The 26,148-nt window shown below is 69.1% G+C and carries 23 protein-coding genes; 10 read left to right on the plus strand and 13 right to left on the minus strand.

Features of this window, described 5'->3' with window-relative positions; genetic code table 11:
• The first annotated feature begins 31 nt into the window (after nucleotides 1-31).
• Entirely contained in the window at nucleotides 32-2,578 is a 2,547-nt protein-coding gene (locus tag ABZ420_RS04580) for a hypothetical protein (RefSeq protein ID WP_357117052.1), read from the plus strand.
• A 46-nt stretch (nucleotides 2,579-2,624) separates the two neighbouring features.
• Here the strand turns inward: ABZ420_RS04580 and ABZ420_RS04585 are convergent, their stop codons facing one another.
• The 5 genes from ABZ420_RS04585 to ABZ420_RS04605 form a co-directional block, all read right to left on the minus strand.
• Nucleotides 2,625-3,170 carry a hypothetical protein gene (locus ABZ420_RS04585; RefSeq protein WP_357117054.1) on the minus strand — a complete coding sequence of 182 codons (546 nt, stop codon included), beginning with the start codon at nucleotides 3,168-3,170 and terminating at the stop codon, nucleotides 2,625-2,627.
• A gap of 149 nt (nucleotides 3,171-3,319) precedes the next feature.
• Complete coding sequence (locus ABZ420_RS04590; RefSeq protein WP_357117056.1) at nucleotides 3,320-3,694, minus strand: hypothetical protein; 375 nt, start codon at nucleotides 3,692-3,694, stop codon at nucleotides 3,320-3,322.
• Between the two features lie 1,009 nt (nucleotides 3,695-4,703).
• The gene (locus ABZ420_RS04595) at nucleotides 4,704-5,453 is read right to left on the minus strand and encodes a DUF6008 family protein (RefSeq protein WP_357117058.1); all 750 of its coding nucleotides are present in this window, start codon (nucleotides 5,451-5,453) and stop codon (nucleotides 4,704-4,706) included.
• Nucleotides 5,454-5,632: 179 nt separating this feature from the next.
• Nucleotides 5,633-6,253: a TetR/AcrR family transcriptional regulator gene (locus ABZ420_RS04600; protein WP_357117060.1), complete on the minus strand. Its 621-nt coding sequence runs from the start codon at nucleotides 6,251-6,253 to the stop codon at nucleotides 5,633-5,635.
• Between the two features lie 14 nt (nucleotides 6,254-6,267).
• Nucleotides 6,268-8,742, minus strand: coding sequence for a phosphoketolase family protein (locus ABZ420_RS04605; RefSeq protein WP_357117061.1), 2,475 nt, complete (start codon nucleotides 8,740-8,742; stop codon nucleotides 6,268-6,270).
• Nucleotides 8,743-8,950: 208 nt separating this feature from the next.
• On the opposite strand from ABZ420_RS04605, the gene ABZ420_RS04610 reads away from it, so the two are divergent.
• From ABZ420_RS04610 to ABZ420_RS04640, 7 genes are all read left to right on the plus strand, one after another.
• Nucleotides 8,951-9,532 (plus strand): FKBP-type peptidyl-prolyl cis-trans isomerase, encoded by a 582-nt coding sequence (locus ABZ420_RS04610; protein ID WP_357117063.1) that lies wholly within the window; start codon nucleotides 8,951-8,953, stop codon nucleotides 9,530-9,532.
• Nucleotides 9,533-9,792: 260 nt separating this feature from the next.
• A complete protein-coding gene (gene tig / locus ABZ420_RS04615; RefSeq protein WP_357117065.1) occupies nucleotides 9,793-11,169 on the plus strand; it encodes a trigger factor in 1,377 nt (458 codons plus the stop codon).
• A 234-nt stretch (nucleotides 11,170-11,403) separates the two neighbouring features.
• A complete protein-coding gene (locus ABZ420_RS04620; protein ID WP_040865480.1) occupies nucleotides 11,404-11,991 on the plus strand; it encodes an ATP-dependent Clp protease proteolytic subunit in 588 nt (195 codons plus the stop codon).
• A gap of 70 nt (nucleotides 11,992-12,061) precedes the next feature.
• A complete protein-coding gene (locus ABZ420_RS04625; RefSeq protein WP_040865481.1) occupies nucleotides 12,062-12,730 on the plus strand; it encodes an ATP-dependent Clp protease proteolytic subunit in 669 nt (222 codons plus the stop codon).
• 461 nt (nucleotides 12,731-13,191) lie between these two features.
• Nucleotides 13,192-14,472: an ATP-dependent Clp protease ATP-binding subunit ClpX gene (gene clpX, locus ABZ420_RS04630; RefSeq protein ID WP_040865558.1), complete on the plus strand. Its 1,281-nt coding sequence runs from the start codon at nucleotides 13,192-13,194 to the stop codon at nucleotides 14,470-14,472.
• 148 nt (nucleotides 14,473-14,620) lie between these two features.
• The gene (locus ABZ420_RS04635) at nucleotides 14,621-15,031 is read left to right on the plus strand and encodes an STAS domain-containing protein (protein WP_357117067.1); all 411 of its coding nucleotides are present in this window, start codon (nucleotides 14,621-14,623) and stop codon (nucleotides 15,029-15,031) included.
• A 28-nt stretch (nucleotides 15,032-15,059) separates the two neighbouring features.
• The gene (locus ABZ420_RS04640; protein ID WP_357117069.1) at nucleotides 15,060-15,326 is read left to right on the plus strand and encodes a ribosomal protein L7/L12; all 267 of its coding nucleotides are present in this window, start codon (nucleotides 15,060-15,062) and stop codon (nucleotides 15,324-15,326) included.
• A gap of 131 nt (nucleotides 15,327-15,457) precedes the next feature.
• Here ABZ420_RS04640 and ABZ420_RS04645 read toward each other — a convergent pair whose 3' ends face one another.
• From ABZ420_RS04645 to ABZ420_RS04660, 4 genes are all read right to left on the minus strand, one after another.
• Nucleotides 15,458-16,339, minus strand: a complete 882-nt coding sequence (locus ABZ420_RS04645; RefSeq protein ID WP_357117071.1) for a hypothetical protein — start codon at nucleotides 16,337-16,339, stop codon at nucleotides 15,458-15,460.
• A gap of 223 nt (nucleotides 16,340-16,562) precedes the next feature.
• Nucleotides 16,563-17,132 carry a carboxymuconolactone decarboxylase family protein gene (locus ABZ420_RS04650; protein WP_357117073.1) on the minus strand — a complete coding sequence of 190 codons (570 nt, stop codon included), beginning with the start codon at nucleotides 17,130-17,132 and terminating at the stop codon, nucleotides 16,563-16,565.
• A gap of 107 nt (nucleotides 17,133-17,239) precedes the next feature.
• Entirely contained in the window at nucleotides 17,240-17,617 is a 378-nt protein-coding gene (locus ABZ420_RS04655; protein ID WP_357117075.1) for a nuclear transport factor 2 family protein, read from the minus strand.
• 41 nt (nucleotides 17,618-17,658) lie between these two features.
• Nucleotides 17,659-18,444 carry a helix-turn-helix domain-containing protein gene (locus ABZ420_RS04660; protein WP_357117077.1) on the minus strand — a complete coding sequence of 262 codons (786 nt, stop codon included), beginning with the start codon at nucleotides 18,442-18,444 and terminating at the stop codon, nucleotides 17,659-17,661.
• Nucleotides 18,445-18,796: 352 nt separating this feature from the next.
• Here ABZ420_RS04660 and mihF point away from each other — a divergent pair, with 352 nt between their 5' ends.
• The gene (mihF, locus tag ABZ420_RS04665; protein ID WP_040865486.1) at nucleotides 18,797-19,111 is read left to right on the plus strand and encodes an integration host factor, actinobacterial type; all 315 of its coding nucleotides are present in this window, start codon (nucleotides 18,797-18,799) and stop codon (nucleotides 19,109-19,111) included.
• Between the two features lie 96 nt (nucleotides 19,112-19,207).
• Here the strand turns inward: mihF and ABZ420_RS04670 are convergent, their stop codons facing one another.
• The 4 genes from ABZ420_RS04670 to ABZ420_RS04685 all read right to left on the minus strand — a co-directional run bounded on the left by ABZ420_RS04670 (nucleotide 19,208) and on the right by ABZ420_RS04685 (nucleotide 24,818).
• Nucleotides 19,208-19,747, minus strand: a complete 540-nt coding sequence (locus ABZ420_RS04670) for a hypothetical protein (protein ID WP_357117079.1) — start codon at nucleotides 19,745-19,747, stop codon at nucleotides 19,208-19,210.
• 80 nt (nucleotides 19,748-19,827) lie between these two features.
• Nucleotides 19,828-20,667, minus strand: coding sequence for a formate dehydrogenase accessory sulfurtransferase FdhD (fdhD, locus tag ABZ420_RS04675; RefSeq protein WP_357117081.1), 840 nt, complete (start codon nucleotides 20,665-20,667; stop codon nucleotides 19,828-19,830).
• Nucleotides 20,668-20,800: 133 nt separating this feature from the next.
• Nucleotides 20,801-23,098: an FdhF/YdeP family oxidoreductase gene (locus ABZ420_RS04680; protein ID WP_357117083.1), complete on the minus strand. Its 2,298-nt coding sequence runs from the start codon at nucleotides 23,096-23,098 to the stop codon at nucleotides 20,801-20,803.
• A 529-nt stretch (nucleotides 23,099-23,627) separates the two neighbouring features.
• Nucleotides 23,628-24,818: an FHA domain-containing protein gene (locus ABZ420_RS04685; RefSeq protein ID WP_357117085.1), complete on the minus strand. Its 1,191-nt coding sequence runs from the start codon at nucleotides 24,816-24,818 to the stop codon at nucleotides 23,628-23,630.
• Between the two features lie 655 nt (nucleotides 24,819-25,473).
• On the opposite strand from ABZ420_RS04685, the gene ABZ420_RS04690 reads away from it, so the two are divergent.
• Entirely contained in the window at nucleotides 25,474-26,145 is a 672-nt protein-coding gene (locus ABZ420_RS04690; RefSeq protein WP_357117087.1) for a TetR/AcrR family transcriptional regulator C-terminal domain-containing protein, read from the plus strand.
• Nucleotides 26,146-26,148: the final 3 nt, after the last annotated feature.

The following is a 26,148-nucleotide window of genomic DNA, read 5'->3' on the forward strand; positions in this document are numbered from 1 at the left end:
AGTGGTTTTCCGGATCGGTAGGTGCGTCGGCATGTCGGAGGTGAGCAGCGGCGGCGGCAACGGCCCCGTCGCGCCCGCGGAGTTCGTGGGCAGGCATGCCGAACTGCGGCGGATAGACGCCTTGCTGAACTCGTCGAGCGCCCGGCTGATCACCCTGGTCGGGCCCGGTGGCATCGGCAAGACGACGCTGGCGGTGGAAGCCGTGCGCAGATACCGAGGCGGGGCACGGCACACGGTGTACTGGACGCGCCTGGCCCGTCTCGCGCCCGGCGCGGAGACGGGAGCGGTCGCCGAGGAAGTGCTCTTGTCCGTCGCGAAGAACGGCATAGTGGGCCGCTCCGCATGGGACGGCTTGCTGGAGACCCTCACCGATGCCGGCGCCGAGGACGAGACGCACCGGACCATCCTGGTGCTGGACAACTGCGAACACGTGCTGGGCGGCGTCGGTCCGCTCGTCGTCGGCCTGCTGCAGGAAATCCCCGGCTTGACCATCGTCGCGACCAGCCGCGAGCCGGTCGGCTGGATCGACGAGCAGCTGGTGACCGTGCCGCCGCTGTCCAGCGTGCACGCCCTGGAACTGTTCCGGCGGCGAGCCGAGCGCACCGGACGGCCGATTCCCGAGGACCCCGGACAACTGGCCATCGCCACCCGGATCTGCGGGCACGTCGACAACAACCCGCTGTTCATCCGCTTGGCCGCCGCACGGCTGCTGCACCGGCCACCCGCGATCGTGTTGCGCGAGTTGTCCGGCGACACCGACGATCGCCGACTGCAGTGGACGCACGGCGCCAGGGGCGGTGTCGGCGAACGGCACCGCAGCGTGCGCGACGTGATCGCCTGGTCCTACGGTCTGTGCACCGCACCCGAACAGTTGCTGTTGGAGCGCTTGTCGGTCTTCGCCACCGGTTGCGACGCCGAGAACGACGAGACGCAGTCCGGCGGGGCCGAAGTGGACGCGATCGTGGCGGTGTGCGCGGACCCTGCGCTACCCCCCGAGCGGATCGAGGGGCTGCTCGAGCGCCTGGTCGAACGCTCGCTGCTGTCGGCCCACATCACCGCGGCGACGGTGCGCTACTACCTGCTGGAGAGCGTCCGGGTCTTCGTGCGCGACCGGCTGTCCACCCGCGGCGACCACCTGGACGAAGCGCGACTGCTCGCCCGGCATCGACGGCACTACCGCGACCGTGTCGCCGCGGGGCCCGCCACCTGGTACGGCCCGCGAGAGCAGGAGTGGATCGCGTGGGCGCGAGCGGCGTGGGACAACATTCTGATCGCCGTCGAGACCAGCCTCACCGACCCGGAGGAGGCGGTGGTCGGACTGGAGACCGCCGCGACGCTGATGGCGCTGCGCGTGCCGTTCATCACCGGCTCGAACCGGGCAATCACCAGTCTGACCGAGCAGGCCCTGGAGGTCACCGCGCAGGTCGAGCCGCCGCCGACCCGGCTGCGGATCAATGCGACCGCGCTGGTGGGCTGGATCGCCATCTGGCAGGGCAGGCACGCCTACACCGCGCAACTGCTGGACGAATGCGCCGCGGAGTGCCTGCCCTCGGAACTGCGGGCCGGCTGGCGTGCGACGACGGCGACCGACCTCGGTCTGCCCGCCGCGGTGGAATTCACCTGGGGCCTCGAGCTCCTGCTGATCCACCTCGACCTGCGAGCGGTGGACGTCTTGGCCAGGGCGCGCCGGAAGTTCGCCGTTCTGGGCGACCGGGCGGGGGAGCAGCGCAGCGAACTGTTCGAGGCCCTCACCTACGCGAACCTGGGCGACGCGGACGTCGCGCTCGGGGCCGCGCGCGGGCATCTCGACCGGGCCGTGGCTTCCGACGCGGGCTGGGCGACCTCCTGGGCGGAGCTGGCCTGGATGATCGCGGTGTCCCGGCACGGCGATCCGCGGGAGGCGGTGAAACTCGGGCAGTCCACCCTGGAGCGCCTGCTGATCACCGGGGACACCTGGACGGCGGGCTGGGTCGCGCACTTCAGCATGATGGCGCTGACCTATCTGCTGTCCGCCCGGATCGAGGCGGGCGACACCGGCAGCGCCGAAGCCATCGCCGCCGCCACCGAGATCGCCCATCTGCAAGGCGGAATCGCCACCCTGCACCGCTCGATGGGCATCGTCGCCGACCGGGTGACGCTGGTGGCTCGCGGCACCGCTCGAGCCGTCGCGGCGGTCACCGCGGTCATCGGTGCCGAGGCCCACGCCGCGGCCGTCCAGCGCGGCGCCCGGTTGCGTCCCGAACGCGACGAGCTGCAATTGCTGCTGCTCGGCAGATTGCCGGTCGACAAGCTGCCGAACCCGCGTCCGCAGGCGAGGTCCACCGCCTCGCGCTGGGAGGAGTTGACGCCTGCGGAACGCGAAGTGGCGGTGCTTGCCGCGGCGGGCTGGGCCAACAGTGCCATCGCCGCGCGCCGGGGCAGCTCGATCCGCACGGTCGATGCCCAGGTGGCGTCCGTGCGCAGGAAGCTGATGGCGGCCACCAGGGCCGACATCAGCTGGCACGTGCCGGATCACCTCGCCGAGCGGATCCGGCTGGAATCGGAGCGGCGGCCCGCGCGAACGCGAGCACGCCCGTGACCGTCGTGACGGTCACGGGCGTGCGGTAGCCGGGATCGGGCAGGTGTCAGGTCAGCGAGCCGTCGTAGCACAGGCTCGACGACCGCCAGGACCGCTGCGGGCCGCTACCGGGATCGAAGGCCCACTGGTCGATCGAGCCGGCGGCCTTCCACCACAGCGCTCCGTGTCCGTCCGAGACCACCTGGTAGACGTCCTCGGAACCCTCGATGAGCTGGCTGCCGACGCAGTAGTCGTTGTACTCCGTGCCGTACTGCCGGGCGCCGGGGCTGAACAGGCCTGCGGGGTGGGCGTAGGCGCCCGGGTTCGGCACGGTGCTGGCCTGCCGCGCGGGGGCTCCCCGATGCCAGTACGGCGCGCCCAGTCCGTCGGTTCCGCAGGCGAAGGTCCATCCCCCTGCCACGACCGTGGTGCCCTGGCCGTAGGCGCCCCCCGCCCAGAGGCAGGCAGCGCCCTGAGCCTCGGCGGTGCCCGCGCCGAGGCCCAGGCCGCCCGCCGCCACCGCTGCCGCCGCCAGCAGGGTGAGCGTCCGTACCGTGCCGCCGCGCTTGTCGTCACACGCGGTCGGCCGGCGAAGCCCGCTAATCTTGATCATGAGTGTTTCTCTTTCGTGCGTTATCCCGGTCGGAGTGGATTTCCGGGAATGGTGATACTTCAAGTAATGTGCCGCTAGATAGCGGGACGATCAGTCCAGGGGGACGTCACGGAAGGTTTCGAGTGCGAGAGGGTGTGCCGGTCCTGCGGTCACCGGCACCAGGTGGCCTGCGCCCGGCAGACGGTGTAGCCGGTGCCGTCCGGGCGGGCCACCCGCGACCAGCTCGAACCGTCGGACTCGTCGCCGGTGGGGACGTCGGCCGGTGCCGCCTGGTTCTGCCGCTGGCGGTAGTCGCGGACGGCCTGGTCGGCCTCGTCGGCGTCCAGTCGGTCGCTGTCGCGATGGTGGTAGCCCATGGGGTCGATGTGGTGCCAACCGGTGGTGTCGCCCGTGCCGTTGCGCGGGTTGGACGGACCCGAATGCGACTCCGCTCCGGCGATGCCCGCGGCGCCCGCGGTGAGCGTGCCGACGATCGCGGCACAAGCGAGCAGTCTGGCGGCGAGATGAGTGGTGTTGGCGATCATCGTAAGTCTCCGTTCGGATTTCGCGCTGTGCACGGCGGTACGGCGCGAGCTGCGGCGGTGCGGCGAACGTCGGTGGTCGGGGTTGCCGCGCGAGGTGGGGGCGGGGAGGGGATCGGGGTGGCATCCGTCGCGGACATGTCGTCCGCGGGGCGGTGCCGATCGGCTCGGTCCCGGTCGTCGGAATGGGGAGAGCCCGGCCTGTCGTATCCGTGGCGGCCCGGGTCTGCTGCGGGGCGCGGGGCGACGGTCGTGTCGGGCCCGGCCAGCGCTTCGGTCGACGCCGGGGTTTCCGGCGTGGCCGCTATCGCGCTCACGATCAGCGGGCGGACGAGCCAGGTCTGTGTCCGTCGCTGGTGCGGCGTGATGCCGGTCATCGTTCGCGTCCGTTCATCTCGCCACCTCGGGATGGGGATCGGTCCGGTGTGGTCCGATCCGCGGGTCCCTATCTATCGTGCCGTTGGATAACGTCACATTAATCGACGGGTCGATATTTTGTCGAGTGGTTTCTCATACGTGGGAAGGGGTTTTGTCTTCCCTGGTGGGAGCAAGCGCCCTGACCAGCGGCGGCGCAGACGCGCAGCGCTCGGTCCGCGGAAAACCGAAGAGGTGGCTTCAGCACGTGCGCAGGATCGGGACGGCTGAACAGAGGATGGGCCGCGGTGCTCGTCCGCCCGGTTGCCGCTGTGAGCGGGATGATTCCGCTGCGGTAGCACTGCGCACGGCGATGCCGGCGACACGTTGGTGGTCGATTGTGAGGGGTCGCGGCCCGTCGTGGTGCTGGGAGACCGACTGTCGTCGCAGGATCCGGTACCACGAGCTTTTCGATCGGCCGTGTCGGGCTTCGGGCCGCACTTCTCGCTTCGGTCGGCAGTGTGTTCCGAAGGCTGCTTTATGCGCGAAAAAGGGCGTCCGCCGGGATGGCGGACGCCCTTTGCTTCTGTGTCGGAATGCCGCTACGCCGCTACGCCGCTGGTGCGCCGCGTCGAGGCGTGCGGGATCGGTCGATCGATCAGGCTTCGGTCACCGCCGCGAATGCCGGGGCACCCGAACCCTCGGCCGCGGCCGGGGCGCGCTTCGGCTTCGCGGCGGCGGGGTCGCGGAACGGGGCTTCGATCACCGCGCGTTCGCGCCACAGGTGATATAGCGCGACGGCGAAGATGGTCGTGCCGATCACGTTGGCCAGGAAGTGCCACCAAATGCGGTACGTCGCCGCGCCGGGGCCGGGGTCGAGCAGGCCGAAGATTGTCGACAGCCCGATCGCCTTGGTGCCGAAGGCGACCGTCAGGGTGAGCGCGAGATGCTCGAGCCCGTGGATGCCTTGCATCAGCACGCCCATGCGACCCCACTTGCGTGCCTTGCTCTCCAGGGCGTGGTGGGTGACCAGGGCGATGCCGACCAGTCCGGCGAGGAAATGGAAATTGCCCACCAAGTGCAGAAGTTCCATGCCGAGCGCCGGCTTCATGTGGTCGACCCGACCGAATCCGTTGGCGAGGCCGGTGCCCCACGGGGTCATCCACGCCGGTGAGTTCGGGTGCTGGATCCAGTACCCGACCTGTGCCACGTGCTCCTGGAAGTGTCCTATCTGGGCTACCACGCCCAGAGCGATGACACCGAGTGCGGTACGGAACATCCATGGTCGCAGGGGTTTACGCAACGCGACGACGAGTACGCCGACGGCCGCCCACATGACGACCATCCAGGCCACCATCAAGATCGCACCTAGGATTTCCAACCCGGTCGCTTCGGCTGTGTGGTTCATGAGAACCGCCCTTCTGCGCGCCCTCCGGCAACGGCGACGGATGGGGGGACTGCTACGGAAACGCGTGGAACGCGTTGTCCGCAAGATACAAGGTGCCGACGCCATCTGTCCGAGATTTCCGAATGCGCTGGATCAGCGACCAGTTGGTCCGTGTCATACCCGAAACGTATGGCGCTTGCTCAGAGCGGTCGCAGAAAGCCTTCGACGATGCGATGGGCGCGGTCGGCGGCCTCCGGATCGCCGAGTCGCAGCGCGGTATTGGTGGCGCACAGCACCGCATCGATCTGGAACGCGACCAGATCCGCGTCCAGTTCGGCGATCTCACCGGCGGACGCCGCCGAGCGCAGCTCCCGTGCCAGCAGCCCTACCCACGCTCGCTGATCGCGGAAGAGGGCATCGCGCACCGGGCCCGGCTTGCTGTCGCATTCGGCCATGGTCGCGACGCGGAAGCAGCCGCCAGGGAACAGCGGCGTCTCGGCGTAGACCATCCAGTGGTCGAGCAGGGCTCGCAGTCGGGCGACGCCGTGCGGCGCGGAACGGGCCGGTTCGACGACCGCTTCCACGAACCGGTCGCGCGCGTGGTCGACGGCGGCCAATTGCAGTGCTTCCTTGGTGCGGAACAGGGTCTGGATCCCCGCCTTGCTCAGCCCGGTTTCGGCGGCCAGCCTGCCGAAGCTGAGGCCGTCCAATCCGTCCAGCGAGGCGATGTCCACCGCCTGCCGCAGCACCGTGGCGCGAGTTCGCGCACCGCGCAGCAGTCGCTTGTCGGTGATCTCGGCGGTGTGCGAGCCACTTTCCATACGGTCGATCGTACTTACTCGTGGCCGCTCCGGTAAGGCCAGCTCCAGTCGGCTACCTCGGGGATGTCCGCACCGTGTTCCCTGGTCCACGCGCGAGCCGTCCAGCGCGCGTCGACCATCTCCTGCCGCAGCCCGGCGGCGCGCTCACGCAGACTGGGCACCCGATCGATCACGTCCATGACGAGGTGGTATCGGTCCAGGTCGTTGAGCATCACCATGTCGAACGGCGTGGTCGTCGTGCCCCGCTCCTTGTAACCACGGACATGCAGTGCGCCGTGGTTGGTGCGCCGATAGGTCAGCCGGTGCACCAGCCACGGATAGCCGTGGAAGGCGAAGATCACCGGCCGGTCCCGCGTGAACAGCGTGTCGAACTCGCGGTCGGGCAGGCCGTGCGGATGCTCGTCCTGCGGTTGCAGCCGCATCAGGTCGACCACGTTGACCACCCGGACGCGCAGCTCCGGCAGCCGCTCGCGCAGGATCGCGGCGGCGGCGAGGGTCTCCAATGTCGGTACATCACCCGCGCAGGCGAGCACCACGTCCGGCGTGGTGCCCGGCTCATCCCGGTGGCCCGCCCACGGCCAGATGCCGATCCCGCGCGCGCAGTGCTCGGCGGCTTCGGAGACCGACAGCCAGTCGGCCTGGGGCTGCTTGCCCGCGACCACCACGTTCACGTAGTGCCGGGAGCGCAGGCAGTGGTCATAGGTGGACAGCAGCGTGTTGGCGTCCGGCGGCAGGTACACCCGCACGATGGAGGCCTTCTTGTTCAGCACCACGTCCAGGAAACCGGGGTCCTGGTGGGTGAAGCCGTTGTGGTCCTGGCGCCAGACGTGCGAGGACAACAGATAGTTCAGGCTGGGAATCGGGCGCCGCCACGGCACCGCCGAGCTGGCGTCGAGCCATTTCGCGTGCTGATTGAACATCGCGTCGACGATGTGGATGAAGGCCTCGTAACAGGTGAACACACCGTGCCTGCCGGTCAGCGTGTAGCCCTCCAGCAAACCCTGGCACATGTGTTCGGACAGCACTTCGATCACCCGGCCGGTGCGGTCGAGTTTCTGATCGCGGGGGTCGATCTCGGCTTGCCAGGCGCGGCCGGTGACCTCGAGGATGTCCTGTAACCGGTTGCTGGCCAGTTCGTCCGGCGCGAAGGTGAGGAAGTTGTCCGGATTGCGCCTGGTGACCTCCCGCAGCCAGCCGCCGAGCACCCTGGTGGCTTCGTGCTCGGTAGCGCCCGGCGCGGGCACCTCGACGCCGAAGTCACGCCAGTCCGGCAGGCGCAGGTCGCGCAGCAGCGCGCCGCCGTTGGCGACCGGATTGGCGCTCATCCGCCGATCGCCGCCCGGTACCTGGGCGATCAGTTCCGGCGCCGGTGCGCCGCTGTCGTCGAACAGCTCCTCCGGACGGTAGGAGCGCAGCCACTGCTCCAGGACCGCGCGGTGCTCGGCATCGGTGCGCGCGCCGGGCAACGGCACCTGGTGCGCCCGGAAGGTGCCCTCGACCTGGTCGCCGTCCACCACCGGAGGACAGGTCCAGCCCTTGGGTGTGCGCAGCACGATCATCGGCCAGGTGGGCCGCGCCCCGTCACCGCCGCCGCGCGCGGCGCGCTGGATCCGGTCGATGCGTTCCATGCTCGTGTCCACCGCCGCGGCCATCGCCTGGTGCACCGCCGCCGGATCGTCACCCGCGACGACGATCGGTTCGTAGCCGTATCCGCGCAGCAGGGCGAGCAGTTCCGATTCCGGGATGCGCGCCAGGATGGTCGGATTGGCGATCTTGTACTCGTTCAACGCCAGGATCGGCAGCACCGCGCCGTCGCGCGCCGGGCTGAGGAACTTGTTCGCGTGCCAGCTCGTGGCCAGCGGTCCCGTCTCCGCCTCGCCGTCGCCCACCACGCAGAACACGGTGAGATCGGGATTGTCCAAGGCGGCGCCGAACGCGTGCAGCAACGAATAGCCGAGTTCGCCGCCCTCGTGGAAGGAGCCTGGAGTCTCCGGCGCGCAGTGACTCGGCACCCCGCCGGGAAAGGAGAATTGGCCGAACAGCGCGCCCATGCCCGCCGCGTCCTGCGAGATGTGGCTGTAGAGCTCGGAGTATGTGCCCTCCAGCCAGGCGCACGCGTTCGGGCCGGGACCGCCGTGCCCGGGGCCCGCGACGAAGACGGCGTTCAGCCCGCGTTGCCGGATCGCGCGATTGGCGTGCGCCCAGACCAGATTCAAGCCGGGCACCGTGCCGAAATGCCCGAGCAGCCTGGGCTTGATGTGCTCGGAGCGCAGCGGCTCGCGCAGCAACGGATTGGCCATCAGATAGATCTGGCCGACCGCGAGATAGTTGGCGGCCCGCCACCACGCGTCGATCGACGTCAGTTCGTCGCGTTCCAACGGGCCCGGCACGTCCGCGAGCCGGTAGGGACGCGGGGCGACCGTCCGGCCGCCGGTGCTGCCGACGTTGTCCGCCGAGGTGTCGCCACCCGCACTCGCCATGTGGGTCATACGCCGACTCTCCTCACGTTCGGGTATCGAGGACAGCGGCGCCACTAGTGACCGCCGTCCCGGTCCTGCAACGGTTGCCGATCGGAATCGGCAACGCCGGATGGAGATTCATCGCCAGCCTAGCCGGAGCGGGCGCCCCGCGGCGGTCCGCGCGTGTCGCGGGAAGCTCGCCCCGCCCGGCGCCTGTTCGTGGTCTAGGGTCCGCGGCATGCACATTCTCGGAAGGATCATCGGTATCGGCGCCCTCGCCGCGACGACCATCGCGCTGGCGGCTTGCGGCTCGGACGACGAGCCGACCGCCACGACCGTCTCCGCGACGAGGACCACCGCGGCGGCGGGGCCTTCCCCCGCGCAGCGCCCGGCCACGCAGAGCAAAGGCCGGGAGTGCACCGCCGAGGACATCGGCGTCACCGGTGGCTTCGGCGCCGCGCCCACCATCACCATCCCGGACGACTGCGACCCGCCGAAGCAGTTGATCGTCAAGGACCTCATCCAGGGCAGCGGGCCGGGCGCCGTGGCGGGGCAGCAGCTCACCATGAACTACGCGCTGGTCACCTGGTCGGACAAGAAGACGCTGGACAGTTCGTTCGGTCGCGGCAAGCCGTTCCAGCTCGACCTCGGCGCAGGCCGGGTCATCGACGGATGGGACCAGGGTCTCGTCGGCGTCCGGGAAGGCTCGCGCAGGTTGTTGATAGTGCCGCCGGAGCTGGGCTACGGCGCGGGCGGGCGGGGCATCGCGCCGTACGAGACGCTGGTCTTCGTCACCGACGCGGTGTCGGTGGGGAAGTGACCGCGGCCCTCGCGGCCCGCGGAGCCACCGCCGGATGCAGGTCCGCTCGGCCGGTCAACTAACCTGGTCGGGATGCGTGGCGTACGCCGCATTCCTCGTCGTCTCGGCCGAGGCCGGGACTCCGGTCCGGATCTGCGCCGGTCGGGGGAGTGCGGCAGCCAGCGTAGGGCCGCCTCATCCGCCGTTCCGACTTCGGAGTGCCGGGGAGGCACCGCACACCGAACGTCAACCAGTACGAACAACGAACAAGGAGCATGTCCGTGAAGAGCACCGTCGAGCAGCTGAGCCCGACCCGGGTCCGGATCAATGTCGAGGTGCCCTTCGAGGAGCTGAAGCCCGATTTCGACCGCGCGTACAAGGCACTGGCCAAGCAGGTCCGTATCCCCGGCTTCCGTCCCGGTAAGGCGCCCGCGAAGCTGCTCGAGGCCCGCCTCGGTCGCGGCGCGATCCTGGAGCAGGTGGTCAACGACGCGCTGCCGGGTCGCTACAGCGAGGCCGTCACCACCTCCGAGGTGAAGGTCATCGGCCAGCCGGAGATCGAGATCACCAAGATCGAGGACGGTCAGGAGCTCGCCTTCACCGCCGAGGTCGACGTGCGTCCGGAGATCACCCTGCCGGACTACGAGAGCATCGCGGTGACCGTCGACGCGTTCACCGTCGGCGACGAGGACATCGAGGAGCAGTTGCAGTCGCTGCGCCAGCGCTTCGGCACCCTGACCGGTGTCGAGCGTCCGGTGCAGGACGGCGACTTCGTCTCCATCGATCTCTCGGCGACCGTGGACGGCCAGGAGGTGGCCGAGGCCGCCACGACCGGCCTGTCCCACGAGGTCGGATCCGGTCAGCTCATCGAGGGCCTGGACGAGGCGCTGGTCGGATTGTCGGCGGGCGAGTCGAAGGAGTTCACCTCCACGCTGGTCGCGGGCGAGCACGCGGGCAAGGAGGCGGTCATCACCGTCACCGTGCAGAATGTCAAGGAGCGCGAGCTGCCCGAGGCCGACGACGAGTTCGCCCAGCTGGCCAGTGAATTCGACACGCTGGAAGAGCTGAAGGCCGATCTGCGCAGCCGAGTCGAGCGGGTCAAGAAGGTGCAGCAGGCCGGCGAGATCCGCGACAAGGTGCTGGACACCCTGCTCGAGCAGGTCGAGGTGCCGCTGCCCGACGCCGTGGTGAAGGCCGAGATCGACGCCGTGACCCACGACGCGGTGCACGGCTTCGATCACGACGAGGCCAAGTTCGCCGAGGCGCTCGAGGCGCAGGGCAGCACCCGCGAGGAGTTCGACACCGAGACCAAGGAGGCCGCCGAGAAGTCGGTCAAGACCCAGCTGCTGCTGGACGCGATCGCCGAGGCGGAGGGCACCCAGGTCGGCCAGGACGAGCTCACCGAGCGGATCCTGTTCCAGGCGCAGCGCTACGGCATGTCGCCGGAGCAGTTCATCCAGCAGGTGCAGCAGGCGGGCCAGCTCGGCGCGGTGTTCGCGGACGTGCGCCGCGGCAAGGCGCTGGCGGGCGTGGTGGGCAAGGTGACCGTCACCGACTCCGAGGGCAACACGGTGGACACCGCCGAAATGTTCGGCGCTCCCACCGATTCCGCGGACGAGGACCAGGCCGTCGAGACGGCCGCGGCGGACGCCGAATAATTTCATGGAATGTCGGCGTGCTCGACGCCCGAGAGGTGCGCTGATTGCGCTGTGAGCGAAGAAAGGGCGGTACCGGGAGTTCGGTGCCGCCCTGCTTCGTTACTGTTTGTGACGACAAGTCGGATAGCCCGCCCGATGGGGTGCGGCATATCCGACCAGTGATGGCTATGTGGCACTCCGCAACGAGCCGGCGAGAGAAGGCAGGTATCCGTGACAATCAACCAGGCAGGGGTCATGACAACCGCGACTGCTGGTCTCAACCTCAGTGATTCGGTGTACGAGCGCCTGCTGCGTGAGCGCATCATCTTCCTGGGCACGCAGGTGGACGACGACATCGCGAACAAGCTGTGCGCGCAGATCCTGTTGCTCTCGGCGGAGGATCCCACCAAGGACATCTCGCTCTACATCAACTCGCCGGGCGGCTCGGTGACGGCGGGTATGGCCATCTACGACACGATGCAGTTCGCCGAGTGCGACATCGCCACCTATGGCATGGGCCTGGCCGCGTCGATGGGGCAGTTCCTGCTCACCGCGGGCACCAAGGGCAAGCGCTACGCGCTGCCGCACGCGCGCATCATGATGCACCAGCCGTCCGCGGGGATCGGCGGCTCCGCGGCCGACATCGCGATCATGGCCGAGCAGTTCGCGCACACCAAGCGTGAGCTGAACGAGCTGCAGGCGCTGCACACCGGCAAGTCGGTCGAGCAGGTCACCACCGACGCCGACCGCGACCGCTGGTTCACCGCGTCCGAAGCCCTGGAGTACGGCTTCATCGACCATGTGATCAGCCACGCGAACCAGGCCAACGGCGCCAAGAAGTAACGCACCGGATCACCCACAGGCCCCCGGACACCTCGAACGTCCGGCCGCCGCACCGACTTTGGAGACGAAGATGGCCAATTCGATCGACCCGCGCGCCGGCCTGTCCGGCATCGCGCCGCAGAGCCCGCAGGCTCGCTACATCCTGCCGTCGTTCATCGAGCACTCGAGCTTCGGCGTCAAGGAGTCCAACCCGTACAACAAGCTGTTCGAGGAGCGCATCATCTTCCTCGGCGTGCAGGTGGACGACGCCTCGGCCAACGACATCATGGCGCAGCTGCTGGTGCTGGAGTCGCTGGACCCCGACCGCGACATCACCATGTACATCAACTCGCCGGGTGGCTCGTTCACCTCGCTGATGGCCATCTACGACACCATGCAGTACGTGCGCGCCGACGTCGCCACGGTCTGCCTGGGCCAGGCCGCCTCGGCCGCGGCGGTGCTGCTCGCCGCGGGCACCCCCGGCAAGCGGGCCTGCCTGCCCAACGCCCGCGTGCTGATCCACCAGCCGTCGCTGGAGGGTGGCATCCAGGGTCAGGTGTCGGACCTGGAGATCCAGGCCGCCGAGATCGAGCGCATGCGTCGCCTGATGGAGACCACGCTCGCGCGGCACACCGGCAAGGACGCCGACACCATCCGCAAGGACACCGACCGTGACAAGATCCTGACGGCCGAGGACGCCAAGGAATACGGGATCATCGACACGGTGTTCGACTACCGCAAGCTCAGCGCGCAGAAATAACGCGCGAACAGTCGTTCCCGGCCCGGCCGGGACGACTTGGGCGGATCGCCGATCCCGGCGGCGGTACGCTCGGAAATCGTTCTATGACAGGGAATTCCGGCCGGGAAGCATGCCATGGGTATGCCGCCCGGCCGGACCGCTTGTCGCGCTGCCACGGTTCGAGAATGTGTTCGAACCACGCGGCGGCGCGAGGTGCGGTTCGGAGTGTTCGAATGCCGATCAAGCGGGCGGTCCGCCTTTCGGCGTCGTGACAACCCGCACAACCCGCGCGAGAAACATGCGCGAGTTGTCGACCTCCGTCCCGAACACCGGGTACGGTCAACCTAGGGACCTTTGCTCCCGGTTGACAGCACTGCCCACCGGCCACGATTCAGTCGATGCGTTTGCGGCTGCGAAAGTGGTGGACAGCTGGCAACCTGGACGGACGGTTGCACGCGGACAAGGAAGTAGGGACCCACGAGATGGCGCGCATCGGAGATGGCGGCGATCTGCTGAAGTGCTCGTTCTGTGGAAAGAGCCAGAAGCAGGTCAAGAAGCTCATTGCGGGACCAGGGGTGTACATCTGCGACGAGTGCATCGATCTCTGCAACGAGATAATCGAGGAGGAACTCGCCGAATCGAGCGAGGTCAAGCTCGATGAGCTGCCCAAGCCTGCCGAGATCCGGGACTTCCTGGAGAACTACGTCATCGGCCAGGACACCGCCAAGCGCACTCTCGCGGTGGCCGTCTACAACCATTACAAGCGCATCCAGGCCGGTGACAAGGGTCGCGACAGCCGCGGCGAGACCGTCGAGCTGGCCAAGTCCAACATTTTGATGCTGGGCCCCACCGGCTGCGGCAAGACCTATCTGGCCCAGACGTTGGCGAAGATGCTGAACGTGCCGTTCGCCATCGCAGACGCCACCGCGCTGACCGAGGCCGGGTACGTCGGCGAGGACGTCGAGAACATCCTGCTGAAGCTGATCCAGGCCGCCGACTACGACGTCAAGCGCGCCGAGACCGGCATCATCTACATCGACGAGGTCGACAAGATCGCCCGCAAGAGCGAGAACCCGTCGATCACCCGCGATGTCTCCGGCGAGGGCGTACAGCAGGCCCTGCTGAAGATCCTGGAGGGCACCCAGGCGAGCGTGCCGCCCCAGGGTGGGCGCAAGCACCCGCACCAGGAGTTCATCCAGATCGACACCACCAACGTGCTGTTCATCGTCGCGGGCGCTTTCGCGGGCCTGGAGAAGATCATCTCCGACCGCACCGGCCACCGCGGTATCGGTTTCGGCGCAGAGGTTCGGTCCAAGGCCGAGATCGACACGACCGATCACTTCGCGGACGTCATGCCCGAGGATCTGATCAAGTTCGGCCTGATCCCCGAGTTCATCGGCCGTCTGCCGGTGGTCGCCTCGGTGACCAACCTGGACAAGGAATCGCTGGTCAAGATCCTCTCCGAGCCGAAGAACGCGCTGGTCAAGCAGTACGTCCGGTTGTTCGAGATGGACGGGGTCGACCTCGAGTTCACCGACGACGCGCTGGAGGCGGTCGCCGATCAGGCGATCCTGCGCGGAACCGGCGCGCGTGGTCTGCGGGCGATCATGGAGGAGGTCCTGCAGCCCGCGATGTACGACATCCCCAGCCGCGACGACGTTGCCAAGGTGGTCGTGAACGCGGACACGGTCAACGACAACGTGCTGCCCACCATCGTGCCGCGCAAGGCGCAGCGGCCGGAGCGTCGGGAGAAGTCGGCGTAATACGGGTGTGGCGGCCCCATCCCGTGGGTACACCTTCGTGAGGGTTGAGCAAACAGCCTAGCTCCGGCGGCCCGGTCCTCCGGAGCGCATCAGCATCCCGCAAGCACCTCCTCGGGAGATTGTTGCGGGCGACAGGACCGAGGTCCTCATGTCGGCAGGCTTGGCCAATCCCACGTACGTTCTCACCGCCGCTCGCAATGCCGATCACCCTGCGGAGCGGCTCAAGATCTCCGTCACGGCCCCGAGCGACGAGGTCACGCTATGCGCCCTTGCGGGTGAAGTCGACTATTACACCGTCGAGGTGTTCCGTCGCAGACTGATCGGTTCACTGGGTACGGCGGCGCCCCTGGTGGTCGTCGATCTCTCCAAAGTCACGTTCTTCGGCGTCGCCGGGCTGTATGTCCTGGTCGACGCGCGGAGCATGCTGACGCAGACCGGTCGCCGGCTACGCCTGGTCACCGGTACGTGGTGCGTGGACCGGCTGCTGCGACTGGCCGAGGACCTCGGGCGTTTCGAAACCAGGACGAGTCTCGCCGACGCCGTGCTCGACGCGGCGTGAGGAGCGGCGCCGATCGTTACGATGGGTCATGTTTGCCAACCGGCGCTTGGAGCGCAAGGTCGACGCGTTGCACGTCAAAATCGATCTGATCATGACCCAGCTCGGCATCGAGGCGCCGGCCCCGGCCGCACCACCGCGCGTCGTTCCGTCGGTCCCGCGGGGTGACGGCATGGCGGAGATCGACGGATTACTGGCGCAGGGCAGGAAGATTCACGCGATCAAGCGGTACCGGGAACTCACCGGGTGCGGGCTCAAAGAGGCCAAGGACGCGGTCGAAAGCCGGCTCCCGTACTGAACACCGGTGTGGTGGACGAGGGCCGGTCTCCACTCGACGGCTCACGTCCACCACACCGGCCCTGACTGTCGTTCGCACCCGCCGGACGCCGTGCTCGGCGACGACTTCTGTTGCGCCGCTGAGCGATAGATCTAGCTGTGTGCGCCCTGAACCAACGGCGCGCGCAGATTCATGGGGAACTCCGCCTCCGCGCCGGAACGGATGTCCTCCGAAGAGGGTTCCGGCAAGGGGTCGTGCCCGGTCGGGTCGGGCAGGTTGCGCACCTGCTCGGTGGCGTAGCTGATCGCGCGTCCGTATCGCGCGCTCGCGGCGTCGTGGATGAGCAGCGCGACGCCGATCATCACCGGGGCCACCCCGTGCACGGCGGCGTCGAACCACCGCCCCTCGCTCACATACGGGTAGGTGTTGAGGCCCACGGTGAGCGTCAGCAGGGCGACTTCGGCCGCCGCCACTTGGCTGCGGTTGTCCAGCACGCCCCACTCGGTGACCTTGTTCGTGCCGATCATGATGATGATCAGCGACACGCTGATCATCGCCTCGAGCAGGTAGCTGAACCAGTACAGCGGGTCGGTCGGGCCACCCGGCGCGATGTTGTGCTGGACGTTGACCGCCGACCACAGCATTCCGGCGGCGACCACGCCGGCCAGCGAGCCGAGTGACCACGAACGGTGCCGGTACAGCGACGCCAGCCTGGCATGCGGGCTGGACGCGCGCCGTTGCGCGGCGATGGCCTTGCGCGCGAGCAGCAGGTCCCTGATCTCGGCCTTCTCGATGGCTTCCGAGGTGTTGCGTGCCCGGTCGGATGCCGCGGCGGACGCCTCGGCCTGCTTCCAGCGCTGGTCGCGATCCTGCGTCCGGATGCGTTCGGCCAGTTCGCGTTCCTCGACCAGTTCCTCCTCCGACAGCGCGCCGGTCAGCGCCGGGTCGAACTGGTAGGCGAGACGGCCCCGGGCCTTCTCGACTCGTCTCGCCAGCCGCGCGACGTCGTCGTCCGAGGTCTGTTCGTCGAGCATGCGGCTCCAAAGGGTTGAACGGAGGGGAACTCGAGAAATCGAAGACGCCGACCCGGCCTGCCGTTGCGCGAAATTCGCGACGGCAGCTCATCGACCGCGGCACGGCCAGGCGACGTCAACACCTCCTATTCTTAGTGCATTCCGGGCTTTAACGACAGTCCGGAGTGCCCGTGGCGCCGAAGTGCCAGGTCGCCCCGCGCGTTCCGCAGCGCCACGGCCCCTTTCACGCCCAGGGCACCCGGCAGGAATCCGTGCTGAAACCCTGTGCGGTGATCCCGAGCGCCGAATTGAACCGGGCGCGTGAGTTTTCCAACGCGATGTGATAGCTGAGCTCGACCACGCCCGCTCGGCCGAAGCGCCGCTCCAGGTCGGCGACCTGCTCGTCGGTGGCCGTGGTCGGGGTGGCGGTCATCGCGTCGGCGTAGGCGATGGCGGCGCGCTCGTCGTCGGAGTACAGCGGCGAGGTCGCGTAGTCGGCGATGTGTTCCAGCCGCGCGACGTCCAGTTCGCCCAGGCGCATGAGCATGGCGCCGAAGTCGACGCACCACGAACAACCGATCGTCCACGCCGTGCGGTAGACGGCGATCTCACGGATGACGGCGGGCAGGGCGGTGCTGGCCTTGCCGACCATGGTTTCGTGGACGGCGTTGGCGGTGAGCAGTTTCGGGTGGTTGGCGGTGACGGCGAACGGCTCCGGCACTTCACGGAAGCGGCGCTTGGCCAGCCGGTACAGCAACTTGGTCATCGGGCCGGCCTGCTGCGGGGTGACGGCGGCTATACGGGTGGCGCCCATGTCGATCTCCTTCGATCAGCGGATGTGGTTCCTACTTCTCGGACGAGAGACCGTGCCGGAATGTGATGGGGCCGCGATGTGATGTGGCGCACCCGGCCGCCGCGCGACTACTCGGGTTCGACCCGCATGTCCTCCTGACCCCAGTAGGCGCGCATCCCGGTGATCCGGCCTTCCTCGTCGAACTCCATCACGTCGATCGGCGACAGGACGAAGCGCTGTCCGCCGACCTTGGTGACGATGGTGAACGGGAACGCGGCCTGATTGCCCGCGATCCTGATGTTCTCGGGCCGCAACTCGGTCTCCCGATCCAGCGCGGCGATCACTTCGTAGAACTCGCGGATGGCAGCGTGGCCGCGCTTGGGCGGGGTGCCGACCGGGTCCTCCACGATCGCGTCGGGCGCGTACAGCGCCACGATGTCCTCGGTCGGGCCGGAGCCGACCAGCTTGACGTACTGCTCGACCACGTCGCGGATCTGCTTGGCCATCGAGTCTCCTCCGAAGTGAAACGTGTTCTAGTTTTTTCAGCCTAGCAAGTTCTCGTGCCCGATTCGATCCCCTCGGGCCCGTCCAGCACGACGATCCGGACGCCGGTGGCGAGCAAATCGGAAGCGGACAGCCCGAACAGGGTGCGGAACGCGTCGCTGAAGTGCGAGGGGCTGGCGAATCCGGCCTCGGCCGAGGCCGTGGTGAGGTTCGCGCCTGCGGCGATGGCGCGTCCCACGGCGAGCATCCTGGCCCAGAGGCGGTAGCGCCGGAACGAGGTCCCCGTCTGGGCGGCGAACAGGTGCAGGAAGCGCGATTCCGACAGATGTGCCGCCGCGGCGAACCGCGCGGCGGGGAACGTGGCGGCGGGATGTGCGTCGAGGTCGGCGAGCGCCGCCGCGATGCGAACGTCCAGCGGGGGAATCGGCGCCGTACCGGCGAGGCGCGCCAGCGAACCCGGGTCGGGGCGAACGCTGCCCGATGCCGTGACCAGTGCGTCCTCCGCCGCATGGCAGAGCCCGAACTCGTTGTCCCACCGCGTCATTCGCTCGCGGCAGACGCGAGCGGCAGGCGAACCGGGATCCGAGTAGCAGAACATCATGTGGTCACCGTCGGTTACCACCCGGTGGACCCGGCGCGGCGGCACGAGGGCGCTGCGCGCGGAACGTGCGATGCCATCGGCCGCGAGGGTGAACGGAGCATCGATCCCCACCGCCAGGCAGTCGACCGCGGTCGAATGCGCGTCCAAGCGCAGTGACGGCCCGCGATAGATCGCCCGCCCGGCCCACAGCCAGAGCATCGCGGGCAAAGTGTGCGGGGCGTTCGGCATGCCGCCATGCTGGCACGGCTCTGCGGGGGTGACCGTCTTCGGTTGTCGTTCACCGCGGCGGATACGGGGGATCGCCGTTGATCCCCCCCGGTTCGACGTTGAACCGTCTCCGTGCTCGGTGTTCGCTGAGTCTGTCGGGGAAGCCGCCGCCCGTGTTACCGCCGCTGTTCCTTTCGTCCTTTTCGCCCGTCGAGCGTCGGCCGTTCACCGGTTCCGACGGCGCGAACCCGGGAAATTCATCGCTATTTCCGCTGTTCGTGCCCCGGTGTGTCGAGCTTGCGCTCTCGGTGGCGTGCTGTTTACTCGGTCCGGTCAACCAGATGTTCGAGTGACGAGTGAAAGCGGAGGAGACATGGCACTGCCTACCATGACCGCAGAGCAGCGCACCGAGGCGTTGGCCAAGGCGGCTGCGGTCCGCAAGGCACGCTCCGAACTGATCGGCAAGGTGAAAGAGGGCAAGGTCTCGGTCGCGGACCTGCTGAAGAAGGCCGATTCCGACGAGCTGGTCAAGAAGACCAAGGTGGCCGCGGTGATCAAGGCCCTGCCCGGTGTCGGGCCGGTGAAGGCCGCCAAGCTGATGGACCAGGCGGAGATCCCCGAGGATCGCCGCATCGGTGGTCTCGGCGCGCGTCAGCGCGCGGCACTGCTCGAAGCGCTGAAGGACTGACGGGCGGGGAATTCGGCGGCGCATCCGCGGACGCACCGGATCACGCCCGTGGTGATCTCCCACGGGCGTCCCGCACTCGCAGACCGACCCGGCCGATCAACGGGACGGCCGCGTACGGCGGCGCGGGAAACGCACCGTGACCGGCTGCGGATCCGACAAGGGAAGGTCGCCCCGCGGCGGGGCGAAGACGCAGACCGCTCCACCGGCCACGAGCAGGAACGCCGCGATCAGGCTGGCCGCGAAGCTCGTCGCGCCCATTTCGGCGGGCTTGTGCAGGACGTGGTACAGAAAATGGGGGACACCGAAGGTCAGCCATCCGATGCCCGCCATTCGGGCCGCCGTCGTCCGGTCGAGGACCAGCGCGGCGATCGTCACCGCGGTCAACGCCAGGAAGAAGGACCCGACGTCGGCCGCCAAATGATGGTTGTACGGGCCGTCCGCCGCCACCCACCGCATGCCGAACCCCGGAAAACTGGTGTACCAGGAATGCGGCGCCAGGGTGGCCCAGAGGCCGACGACGGCTCCTTGCACCGCCAAGACGGCCAGCACGATCCGCGTGAGCAGCAGGCGGCGGTGCTGCTCGAACCGCATCCGCACCCGCAGGCCCTCGGAGTTCCCCTGCACCGAGATCCGCATCGGCCGCTCCGTTCTCGCCGAACCCGTTTCGGCTCCGTGCAGTCACGGTAAAACGGGTATCCGGCGCGGGCAATAGTGAGTCAGGCCAACAACGAGTCGGCGCCCGGCTCGACCCGAATCCGCTCGGGGACGCTGTAGACGTTCATGGTGTCGCCGCGGAGGAAGCCGACCAGGCAGAGCCCGGCATCGATGGCCAGGTCGACCGCGAGCGAACTGGGTGCGGAGACCGCACCGAGCATCGGGATCCCGGCCATGACGGCTTTCTGCACCAGTTCGAACGAGGCGCGCCCGCTCACGATGAGCACCAGATCGTGGGCGGGGACCCGGGATTCGCGCAGTGCCCAGCCGATCACCTTGTCCACCGCGTTGTGCCTGCCGATGTCCTCGCGCACCGCCAGCGGCCGGCCTTCTGCGGTGAACAGGCCCGCCGCGTGCAGGCCGCCGGTGGCGTCGAACACCGACTGCCGGTCACGCAGCATGCCGGGCATGGCGGCCAGTGCGCGGGTGTCCACCGCGGGCACGCCGGGCGGCAAGGGAAACCGGGTGCGGGTGCGGACCTCGTCCAGGGCGGTCTTGCCGCACAGCCCGCAGGCTCCCGTGGTGAGGAAGGAGCGGGTCGGCGCCCGGACCGGGGTGCGCAGGGTGACGTCGAGGACGTTGTAGGTGTTGCGGCCCTGGTCATCGGTGCCCGCGCAATAGCGGGCCGCCACGATGTCCTCGGCGGAGCGGATGATGTCCTCGCTCAGCAGGAAGCCGTGCACGAGGTCGATGTCGTCGCCGGGGGTGCGCATGGTGACCGTCAGCGACTGGCCGCCGATGCGGATTTCCAGCGGCTCTTCGACAGCGAGGGTGTCCGGACGCTGGATGTCCGCGTCCGGAGTGATCCGTCGCATCCGGCGGCGGGCGGTGACGCGACTCATGCGGTGTGCCTCTCGCCCCGCGTGGTTACGCTGCGCTGCCGCCTCCGGGCCTGACCGCTCATGCTGTGCTTGTCGTCGGCATGGGCGGGGCCCTGCGTGGTCACGCTGCGCTGCCGCCTCCGGGCCTGACCGCTCATGCCGGGCGGGCTTCGAGCCGGATGGTGACCGCCTTGGAGACGGGTGTGTTCGACCGTTTCGCGACGTGGTCGAGCGGCACCAGGGGATTGGTTTCGGGATAGTAGGCGGCGGCGTTGCCGCGCGGCGTCGGGTAGGAGACGAGGCGGAAGTTCTCGACACGGCGTTCGGTGCCGTCGGTCCATTCGGAGACGATGTCGACCGGATCGCCGTCGCTGAAGCCGAACGCGGCGATGTCGTCGGGGTGCACCAGCACCACCTTGCGGCCGTTGTGGATGCCGCGGTATCGGTCGTCGAGGCCGTAGATAGTGGTGTTGTACTGGTCGTGGCTGCGCAGGGTTTGCAGGATCAGCCTGCCCGCCGGGACCGGCAGCCAGGTCAGTTCGTTGACGGCGAAGTTCGCCTTACCGGTGGCGGTGCGGAATTCGCGAGCGTCGCGCGGCGGATGGGGAAGCTGGAATCCGTTGCGCTCGCGGACTTTCGAGTTGTAGTCGGAGCAGCCGGGCACCACACGGCCGATGGCGTCGCGGACGCTGTCGTAGTCGCGGGCGAAGCGCGCCCACGGCACCGTGTGATCGGCACCGAAAAGCGCTCGGGCGAGTTCACAGACGATGGCGACCTCGCTGCGCAGTTGCTCGCCGACCGGCTTCAGCCGTCCGGTGGACAGGTGCACCATCGACATCGAATCCTCCACCGAGACCTGCCGTTTGGTGCCGTCCGGGGCGAGGTCGAGATCGGTGCGGCCGAGAGTGGGCAGGATGAGGGCGGTGCGGCCGTGCACGATATGGCTGCGGTTGAGTTTGGTGGACACCTGCACGGTGAGGGCGCAGCCGCGCAGCGCGGCCTCGGTCACGGCGGTGTCCGGGGTGGCGGAGACGAAGTTGCCGCCCATGCCGAAGAAGACCTTCGCGCGGCCGTCGCGCATGGCGCGGATGGCCGCGACGGTGTCGAGGCCGTGCTCGCGCGGGCTGGTGATGCCGAACTCGCGGTCGAGGGCGTCGAGGAAAGCCTCGGGCATCTTCTCCCAGATGCCCATGGTGCGGTCGCCTTGCACGTTGGAGTGGCCGCGCACCGGGCACACGCCCGCCCCCGGCTTGCCGATCATGCCGCGCAGCAGCAGCAGGTTGGTGGCCTCCTCGATGGTGGCCACGGCGTGGGTCTGCTGGGTCAGGCCCATCGCCCAGCACAGGATGATGTTGCGGGAGCGAGCGAACGCCTCGGCGGTGCGCTCGAGTTCGTCCCGGCTCAGGCCGGTGGCCTCCAGCACGGTGGCCAGATCGACCGCGCGCACGTGCTTTTCGTACTCGGCGTAGCCCGCGCAGTGGGCGTCGACGAACTCGCGGTCGACGACCGTGCCGGGCGCGCGATCCTCGGCTTCCAGCAGTAGGCGGCCCAGCGCCTGGAACAGGGCCATATCGCCGCCGAGGCGGATCTGCAGGAAGTCGTCGGCGATCGGCACGCCGGTGGTGACGCCCTTGACCGTCTGTGGGTCCCGGAAACCGAGCAGCCCGGTCTCCGGCAGCGGGTTCACCGCGATGATCCGGGCGCCCTCGGCCTTGGCGGCGGCGAGCGCGCTGAGCATGCGCGGATGGTTGGTGCCCGGATTCTGTCCCGCGACGACGATCAGATCGGCCTTGGCGAAGTCGTCGATGGAGACCGAGCCCTTCCCGATCCCGATCGAGCCGATCAGCGCCGCGCCGGAGGACTCGTGGCACATGTTGGAGCAGTCCGGCAGGTTGTTGGTGCCGTAGCTGCGCACCAGCAGCTGATAGAGGAACGCGGTCTCGTTGCTGGTGCGGCCGGAGGTGTAGAACACCGCCTCGTCGGGGGAGTCCAGGCCGCGCAGCGTGTCCGCGATCAACCGGTAGGCCTCGTCCCACGCGATGGGGGAGTAGTGGGTGTCGCCGGGCCGCAGCACCATCGGGTGGGTCAGCCTGCCCTGCTGCCCGAGCCAGTAACCGGACTTCTCGCTCAGTTCGGCGAGGGAGTGGGTCGCGAAGAACTCCGGGGTCACCGTGCGCAGCGTTGCTTCCTCCGCGACTGCCTTCGCGCCGTTCTCGCAGAACTCGGCGGGCCTGCGGTGACCGGTCGGCTCCGGCCACGCGCAGCCGGGGCAGTCGAAGCCGTGCACCTGATTGACCCGCGCCAGGGTGCGGGCGGTCCGGATGACACCCATCTCCTCGACCGAGCGCTTCAGCGCCACCGCCACGGCGGTGACACCCGCGGCCTGCTCTTCGGGCGGGGTCACCGTCAGCTCGGACTCGTCGATGTCCCGCTTCGGTCCGTTTCGGTGCATGCCGCCATTGTCCTCTCCGCGCGGCCGGAACCGGGCGGGGGCCGTCTGACCGGCCGTCGCCACACCCGAGCCGTGGCATACCGCGACGCCACCCGCCGCGGGAGCGGCGAGACGTGGGCCGTGCCGTGGCAGCCCTGACACTTGTCGGCCCTGGTGAACAGCCATCACCGTGGCCCGATCGGGTCGGTCGTGCCGCGGCCGTTGTGGACGCATGCCGGACCGGCTGTTCCAGCGTTATCCCGCGCGCCTGTGCGCTGCTCGTCGCCGGGGTGGGTGAGGACTGGTTCGCTGGTGCGGACGCGCGGGCTCGGCGGGAGCTCGGTCGGGGCGGTGCTGATCGGGGTCCACCTGCCGGATCCGGCGGTCAGGAGCGGCGGCGCGCTCCGGCGATATCCGTCGCGCCTGGGCGCTGTTCGGCGCCGGTGAGGAGTCGCTCGCTGACGCGGGCGCGCCGGCCCCGGCCGGAGTCCAGTGGGCAACCCGGGCCCACTGGCCGTCGCCGGAACCGGTCGGTCGAGCGATCCGGCGGTCAGGAGCGGCGGCGCGCTCCGGCGCTATCGGTCGCGCCCGTGCGCTGCTCGTCGCCGCGGTAGGTGAGGACTCGTTCGCTGATGCGGACGCGCCAGCCCGGCGGGAGTTCGGTCGGGGCGGTGCTGATCCGGGTCCACTGGTCGGTGCCGGGACCGGCGATGAAGGTGCCCGAGGTCGCGGCGGCGTCCCGGACGTACACCTTGCCGCCGTCGACCGATACGTAGGCGTGCACGCGCGAGACGTGTCGGTCGCGCTGGATGACGATCGGGGTGGCGGTGGCGGCGCGGACCGATTCGTCCACCTGCGGCCCGCGCCCGATCACGTAGGCGCGGTTCAGCGGGTAGGCCGCGCCCTCCTCGGTGACCAGCGCGCCGACGGCGGCCTCGCCGGACAACGTGGCCGGGTGCGCAGTTCGCGGTCCGCTGTGCTCGAGCGGATTGCGCAGGGCGACCGATTCGTGCGCGGGCTGCACCTGGGACCACGCGAGCGGTCGATCCGTGGCGGGCCGTGGCGGTCGTGGTTTGGCGAGGGGTCTGGCCGACTCGATCGGCCGGACGGTCGGCGCCGCGTCCATGCCGGTCGGCGCCGCCTGCGCGACGGCGTCGGCGGCACCCGTGGGTTCGGGCGTCGCCGCGAAACCGGCCGCCGCCGTCGCCTCGGGCTCGGCCTGCGCTGAGCGCGCGGACGTGCGCGGCTCGCCGGCCTTCCCGGCGCGTCGCACTGCTGCCTGTAAGACGAAGCCGCCGCCGGAAACCACGCCGGCCCGCAAGTCGGTGCGCGGCAGCGCGGTCGGCGGCGTGCCGGTGTCCGCGCCGATCGCGATGCGGCGCACCGGTTCGCGCACGATCTCGTCCACCCAGGTGAACGCACGGCCGCCGTGGAGCAGGCGGGTGCCTTCGGCGCCTTGGATTTCCGCGATCACCGATCCGCGCAACAGGATGAGCATGCCGTCGTCGGTCGGCGCGACCACCCCGAACGGCGGCGGCCGCACCGTGCTGCCGAAGATCACCGCGGCCAAGCGTTGCGCCAGTGCGGCGCCGGGATGCTCCCCTTCGGCCACGGCTTCGATGGTGCCGAGTATTCGGTCCGTGGAAGTCGTTTCGGGCCCGAGGTAGGCGACGACCGCGCCGAAGCGGGCGACGAGCCCGTCGCCCGGTGCGACTCCCACGGTGGACGGTTTACTGCGCACCCGCGCCCTCCTTCCCGGCGCACTACCGGCATACCGAAGCCAGCATAGAGCGTCGGCGACGGCCGAACCGGGGTCTGCGAGGATCGCGAAGTGGAATGCGGAGATGGTCCGCCGCCCCGCCCGGCGGCCGAATCGCATTCTGTCGCGTGCGTTCTCGCGCGCGGTCCCTGCCGCCGTCGCGGGGGCTGTGAGCTGCGCTTTGTGGTCTTTTCCGCAGTCGGCGGCGGTTCATGCCGGAGAATCATTACTATGTCGTGAGTCACAACGCGAAGATGCTCGAAACGCCACAAGGGTTCGCCGCGCGTCCGCGGTTCGAGTCGTCGGCGAACTTGTTGTGGGCGTCGTCGCGCCGAGAAGCTGCGTCCATTGGGGAACTGGGCCCCTCCCCGGTGGGTGCCCGCGCCACGCACGGTCACGACGATTGGGTTGCGGCGCCCGTCTCGCCGAGGAATTCAGAGTCGGGATGATGGCTGGACCGCTTGCCCCACCCCAGGCAGGTGCCGCGCACGATCACGGCCATCAGGGTCGTGGCGGTTACCGAGAAGCCGGCCCGTGGTGAACCGGGCCCGCGCTGGTGAGTGCCCGCGCCGCGCATAATCACGGCGGGCGGGCGCCGGTCCCCCGAACGGCGTTCGTCCCTGGTTATGCTCGCCTGATGAGCGCAGCAGCCGTCAGCCGCCGGGCCCGCCCGGCCAAAGCTCCGCTGAGTCGCGAGGTGATCGTCGAGACGGGCCTGCGCGTCCTGGACCGGGATGGTGCAGCGGCGCTGACCATGCGCCGGGTGGCGCAGGATTTGGATACCGGCGCGGCCTCGCTGTACGTGTACGTCGCCAATCGCGACGATCTGATGGCAGCCATGCTCGACCACGTCCTCGGTTCGGTGCCGGAACCCGCCGGGGCGGGCTGGCGGGAACGGCTCACCGCGCTGGCCGACGCCATGGTGGCGGCGATGAGCAGGCACGAAGGGCTGGCGCTGGTCGCGCTCGGGGTGATTCCGAGCAGTCCGAACGCGTTACGGCTGATGGAACTCATGCTCGGCTCGCTCATCGAGGCGGGACTGGACGATCTGACCGCGTCATGGGCGGTGGACCTGCTCTTTCTGCACATCACCGCGTCGGCGGCCGAACAGAGCGCGCACAATACCGGCGGCGGCACCGAGCAGGAGTACCTCGCGGTGATCGAGCGGCGCTTCGCCGAGTTGCCAGCCGACCGTTATCCGACCGTCGTGGCCATGCGGGACACCTTGCTGTCGGGCGACGGGGACGCGCGGGCGGCCTGGGCGGTGCAAGTGCTGATCAACGGCATCCTCGCCACGCGGGCGCAGTGAAAT

This window comes from Nocardia sp. NPDC005745 (assembly GCF_040630775.1).
In the GTDB taxonomy this organism is placed as follows: Bacteria; Actinomycetota; Actinomycetes; order Mycobacteriales; family Mycobacteriaceae; genus Nocardia.

Coding starts and splice junctions, on each gene's coding strand:
- ABZ420_RS04605 (WP_357117061.1), bottom strand. CDS start 8,742: ATGACCCACATGGCGAGTGCGGGTGGCGACACCTCGGCGGACAACGTC.
- ABZ420_RS04625 (WP_040865481.1), top strand. CDS start 12,062: ATGGCCAATTCGATCGACCCGCGCGCCGGCCTGTCCGGCATCGCGCCG.
- ABZ420_RS04635 (WP_357117067.1), top strand. CDS start 14,621: ATGTCGGCAGGCTTGGCCAATCCCACGTACGTTCTCACCGCCGCTCGC.
- ABZ420_RS04595 (WP_357117058.1), bottom strand. CDS start 5,453: ATGAACCACACAGCCGAAGCGACCGGGTTGGAAATCCTAGGTGCGATC.
- ABZ420_RS04600 (WP_357117060.1), bottom strand. CDS start 6,253: ATGGAAAGTGGCTCGCACACCGCCGAGATCACCGACAAGCGACTGCTG.
- clpX (WP_040865558.1), top strand. CDS start 13,192: ATGGCGCGCATCGGAGATGGCGGCGATCTGCTGAAGTGCTCGTTCTGT.
- mihF (WP_040865486.1), top strand. CDS start 18,797: ATGGCACTGCCTACCATGACCGCAGAGCAGCGCACCGAGGCGTTGGCC.
- ABZ420_RS04585 (WP_357117054.1), bottom strand. CDS start 3,170: ATGATCAAGATTAGCGGGCTTCGCCGGCCGACCGCGTGTGACGACAAG.
- ABZ420_RS04590 (WP_357117056.1), bottom strand. CDS start 3,694: ATGATCGCCAACACCACTCATCTCGCCGCCAGACTGCTCGCTTGTGCC.
- ABZ420_RS04610 (WP_357117063.1), top strand. CDS start 8,951: ATGCACATTCTCGGAAGGATCATCGGTATCGGCGCCCTCGCCGCGACG.
- ABZ420_RS04690 (WP_357117087.1), top strand. CDS start 25,474: ATGAGCGCAGCAGCCGTCAGCCGCCGGGCCCGCCCGGCCAAAGCTCCG.
- ABZ420_RS04670 (WP_357117079.1), bottom strand. CDS start 19,747: ATGCGGATCTCGGTGCAGGGGAACTCCGAGGGCCTGCGGGTGCGGATG.
- ABZ420_RS04620 (WP_040865480.1), top strand. CDS start 11,404: ATGACAACCGCGACTGCTGGTCTCAACCTCAGTGATTCGGTGTACGAG.
- ABZ420_RS04655 (WP_357117075.1), bottom strand. CDS start 17,617: ATGGCCAAGCAGATCCGCGACGTGGTCGAGCAGTACGTCAAGCTGGTC.
- fdhD (WP_357117081.1), bottom strand. CDS start 20,667: ATGAGTCGCGTCACCGCCCGCCGCCGGATGCGACGGATCACTCCGGAC.
- ABZ420_RS04645 (WP_357117071.1), bottom strand. CDS start 16,339: ATGCTCGACGAACAGACCTCGGACGACGACGTCGCGCGGCTGGCGAGA.
- ABZ420_RS04650 (WP_357117073.1), bottom strand. CDS start 17,132: ATGGGCGCCACCCGTATAGCCGCCGTCACCCCGCAGCAGGCCGGCCCG.
- ABZ420_RS04640 (WP_357117069.1), top strand. CDS start 15,060: ATGTTTGCCAACCGGCGCTTGGAGCGCAAGGTCGACGCGTTGCACGTC.
- ABZ420_RS04580 (WP_357117052.1), top strand. CDS start 32: ATGTCGGAGGTGAGCAGCGGCGGCGGCAACGGCCCCGTCGCGCCCGCG.
- ABZ420_RS04660 (WP_357117077.1), bottom strand. CDS start 18,444: ATGCCGAACGCCCCGCACACTTTGCCCGCGATGCTCTGGCTGTGGGCC.
- ABZ420_RS04680 (WP_357117083.1), bottom strand. CDS start 23,098: ATGCACCGAAACGGACCGAAGCGGGACATCGACGAGTCCGAGCTGACG.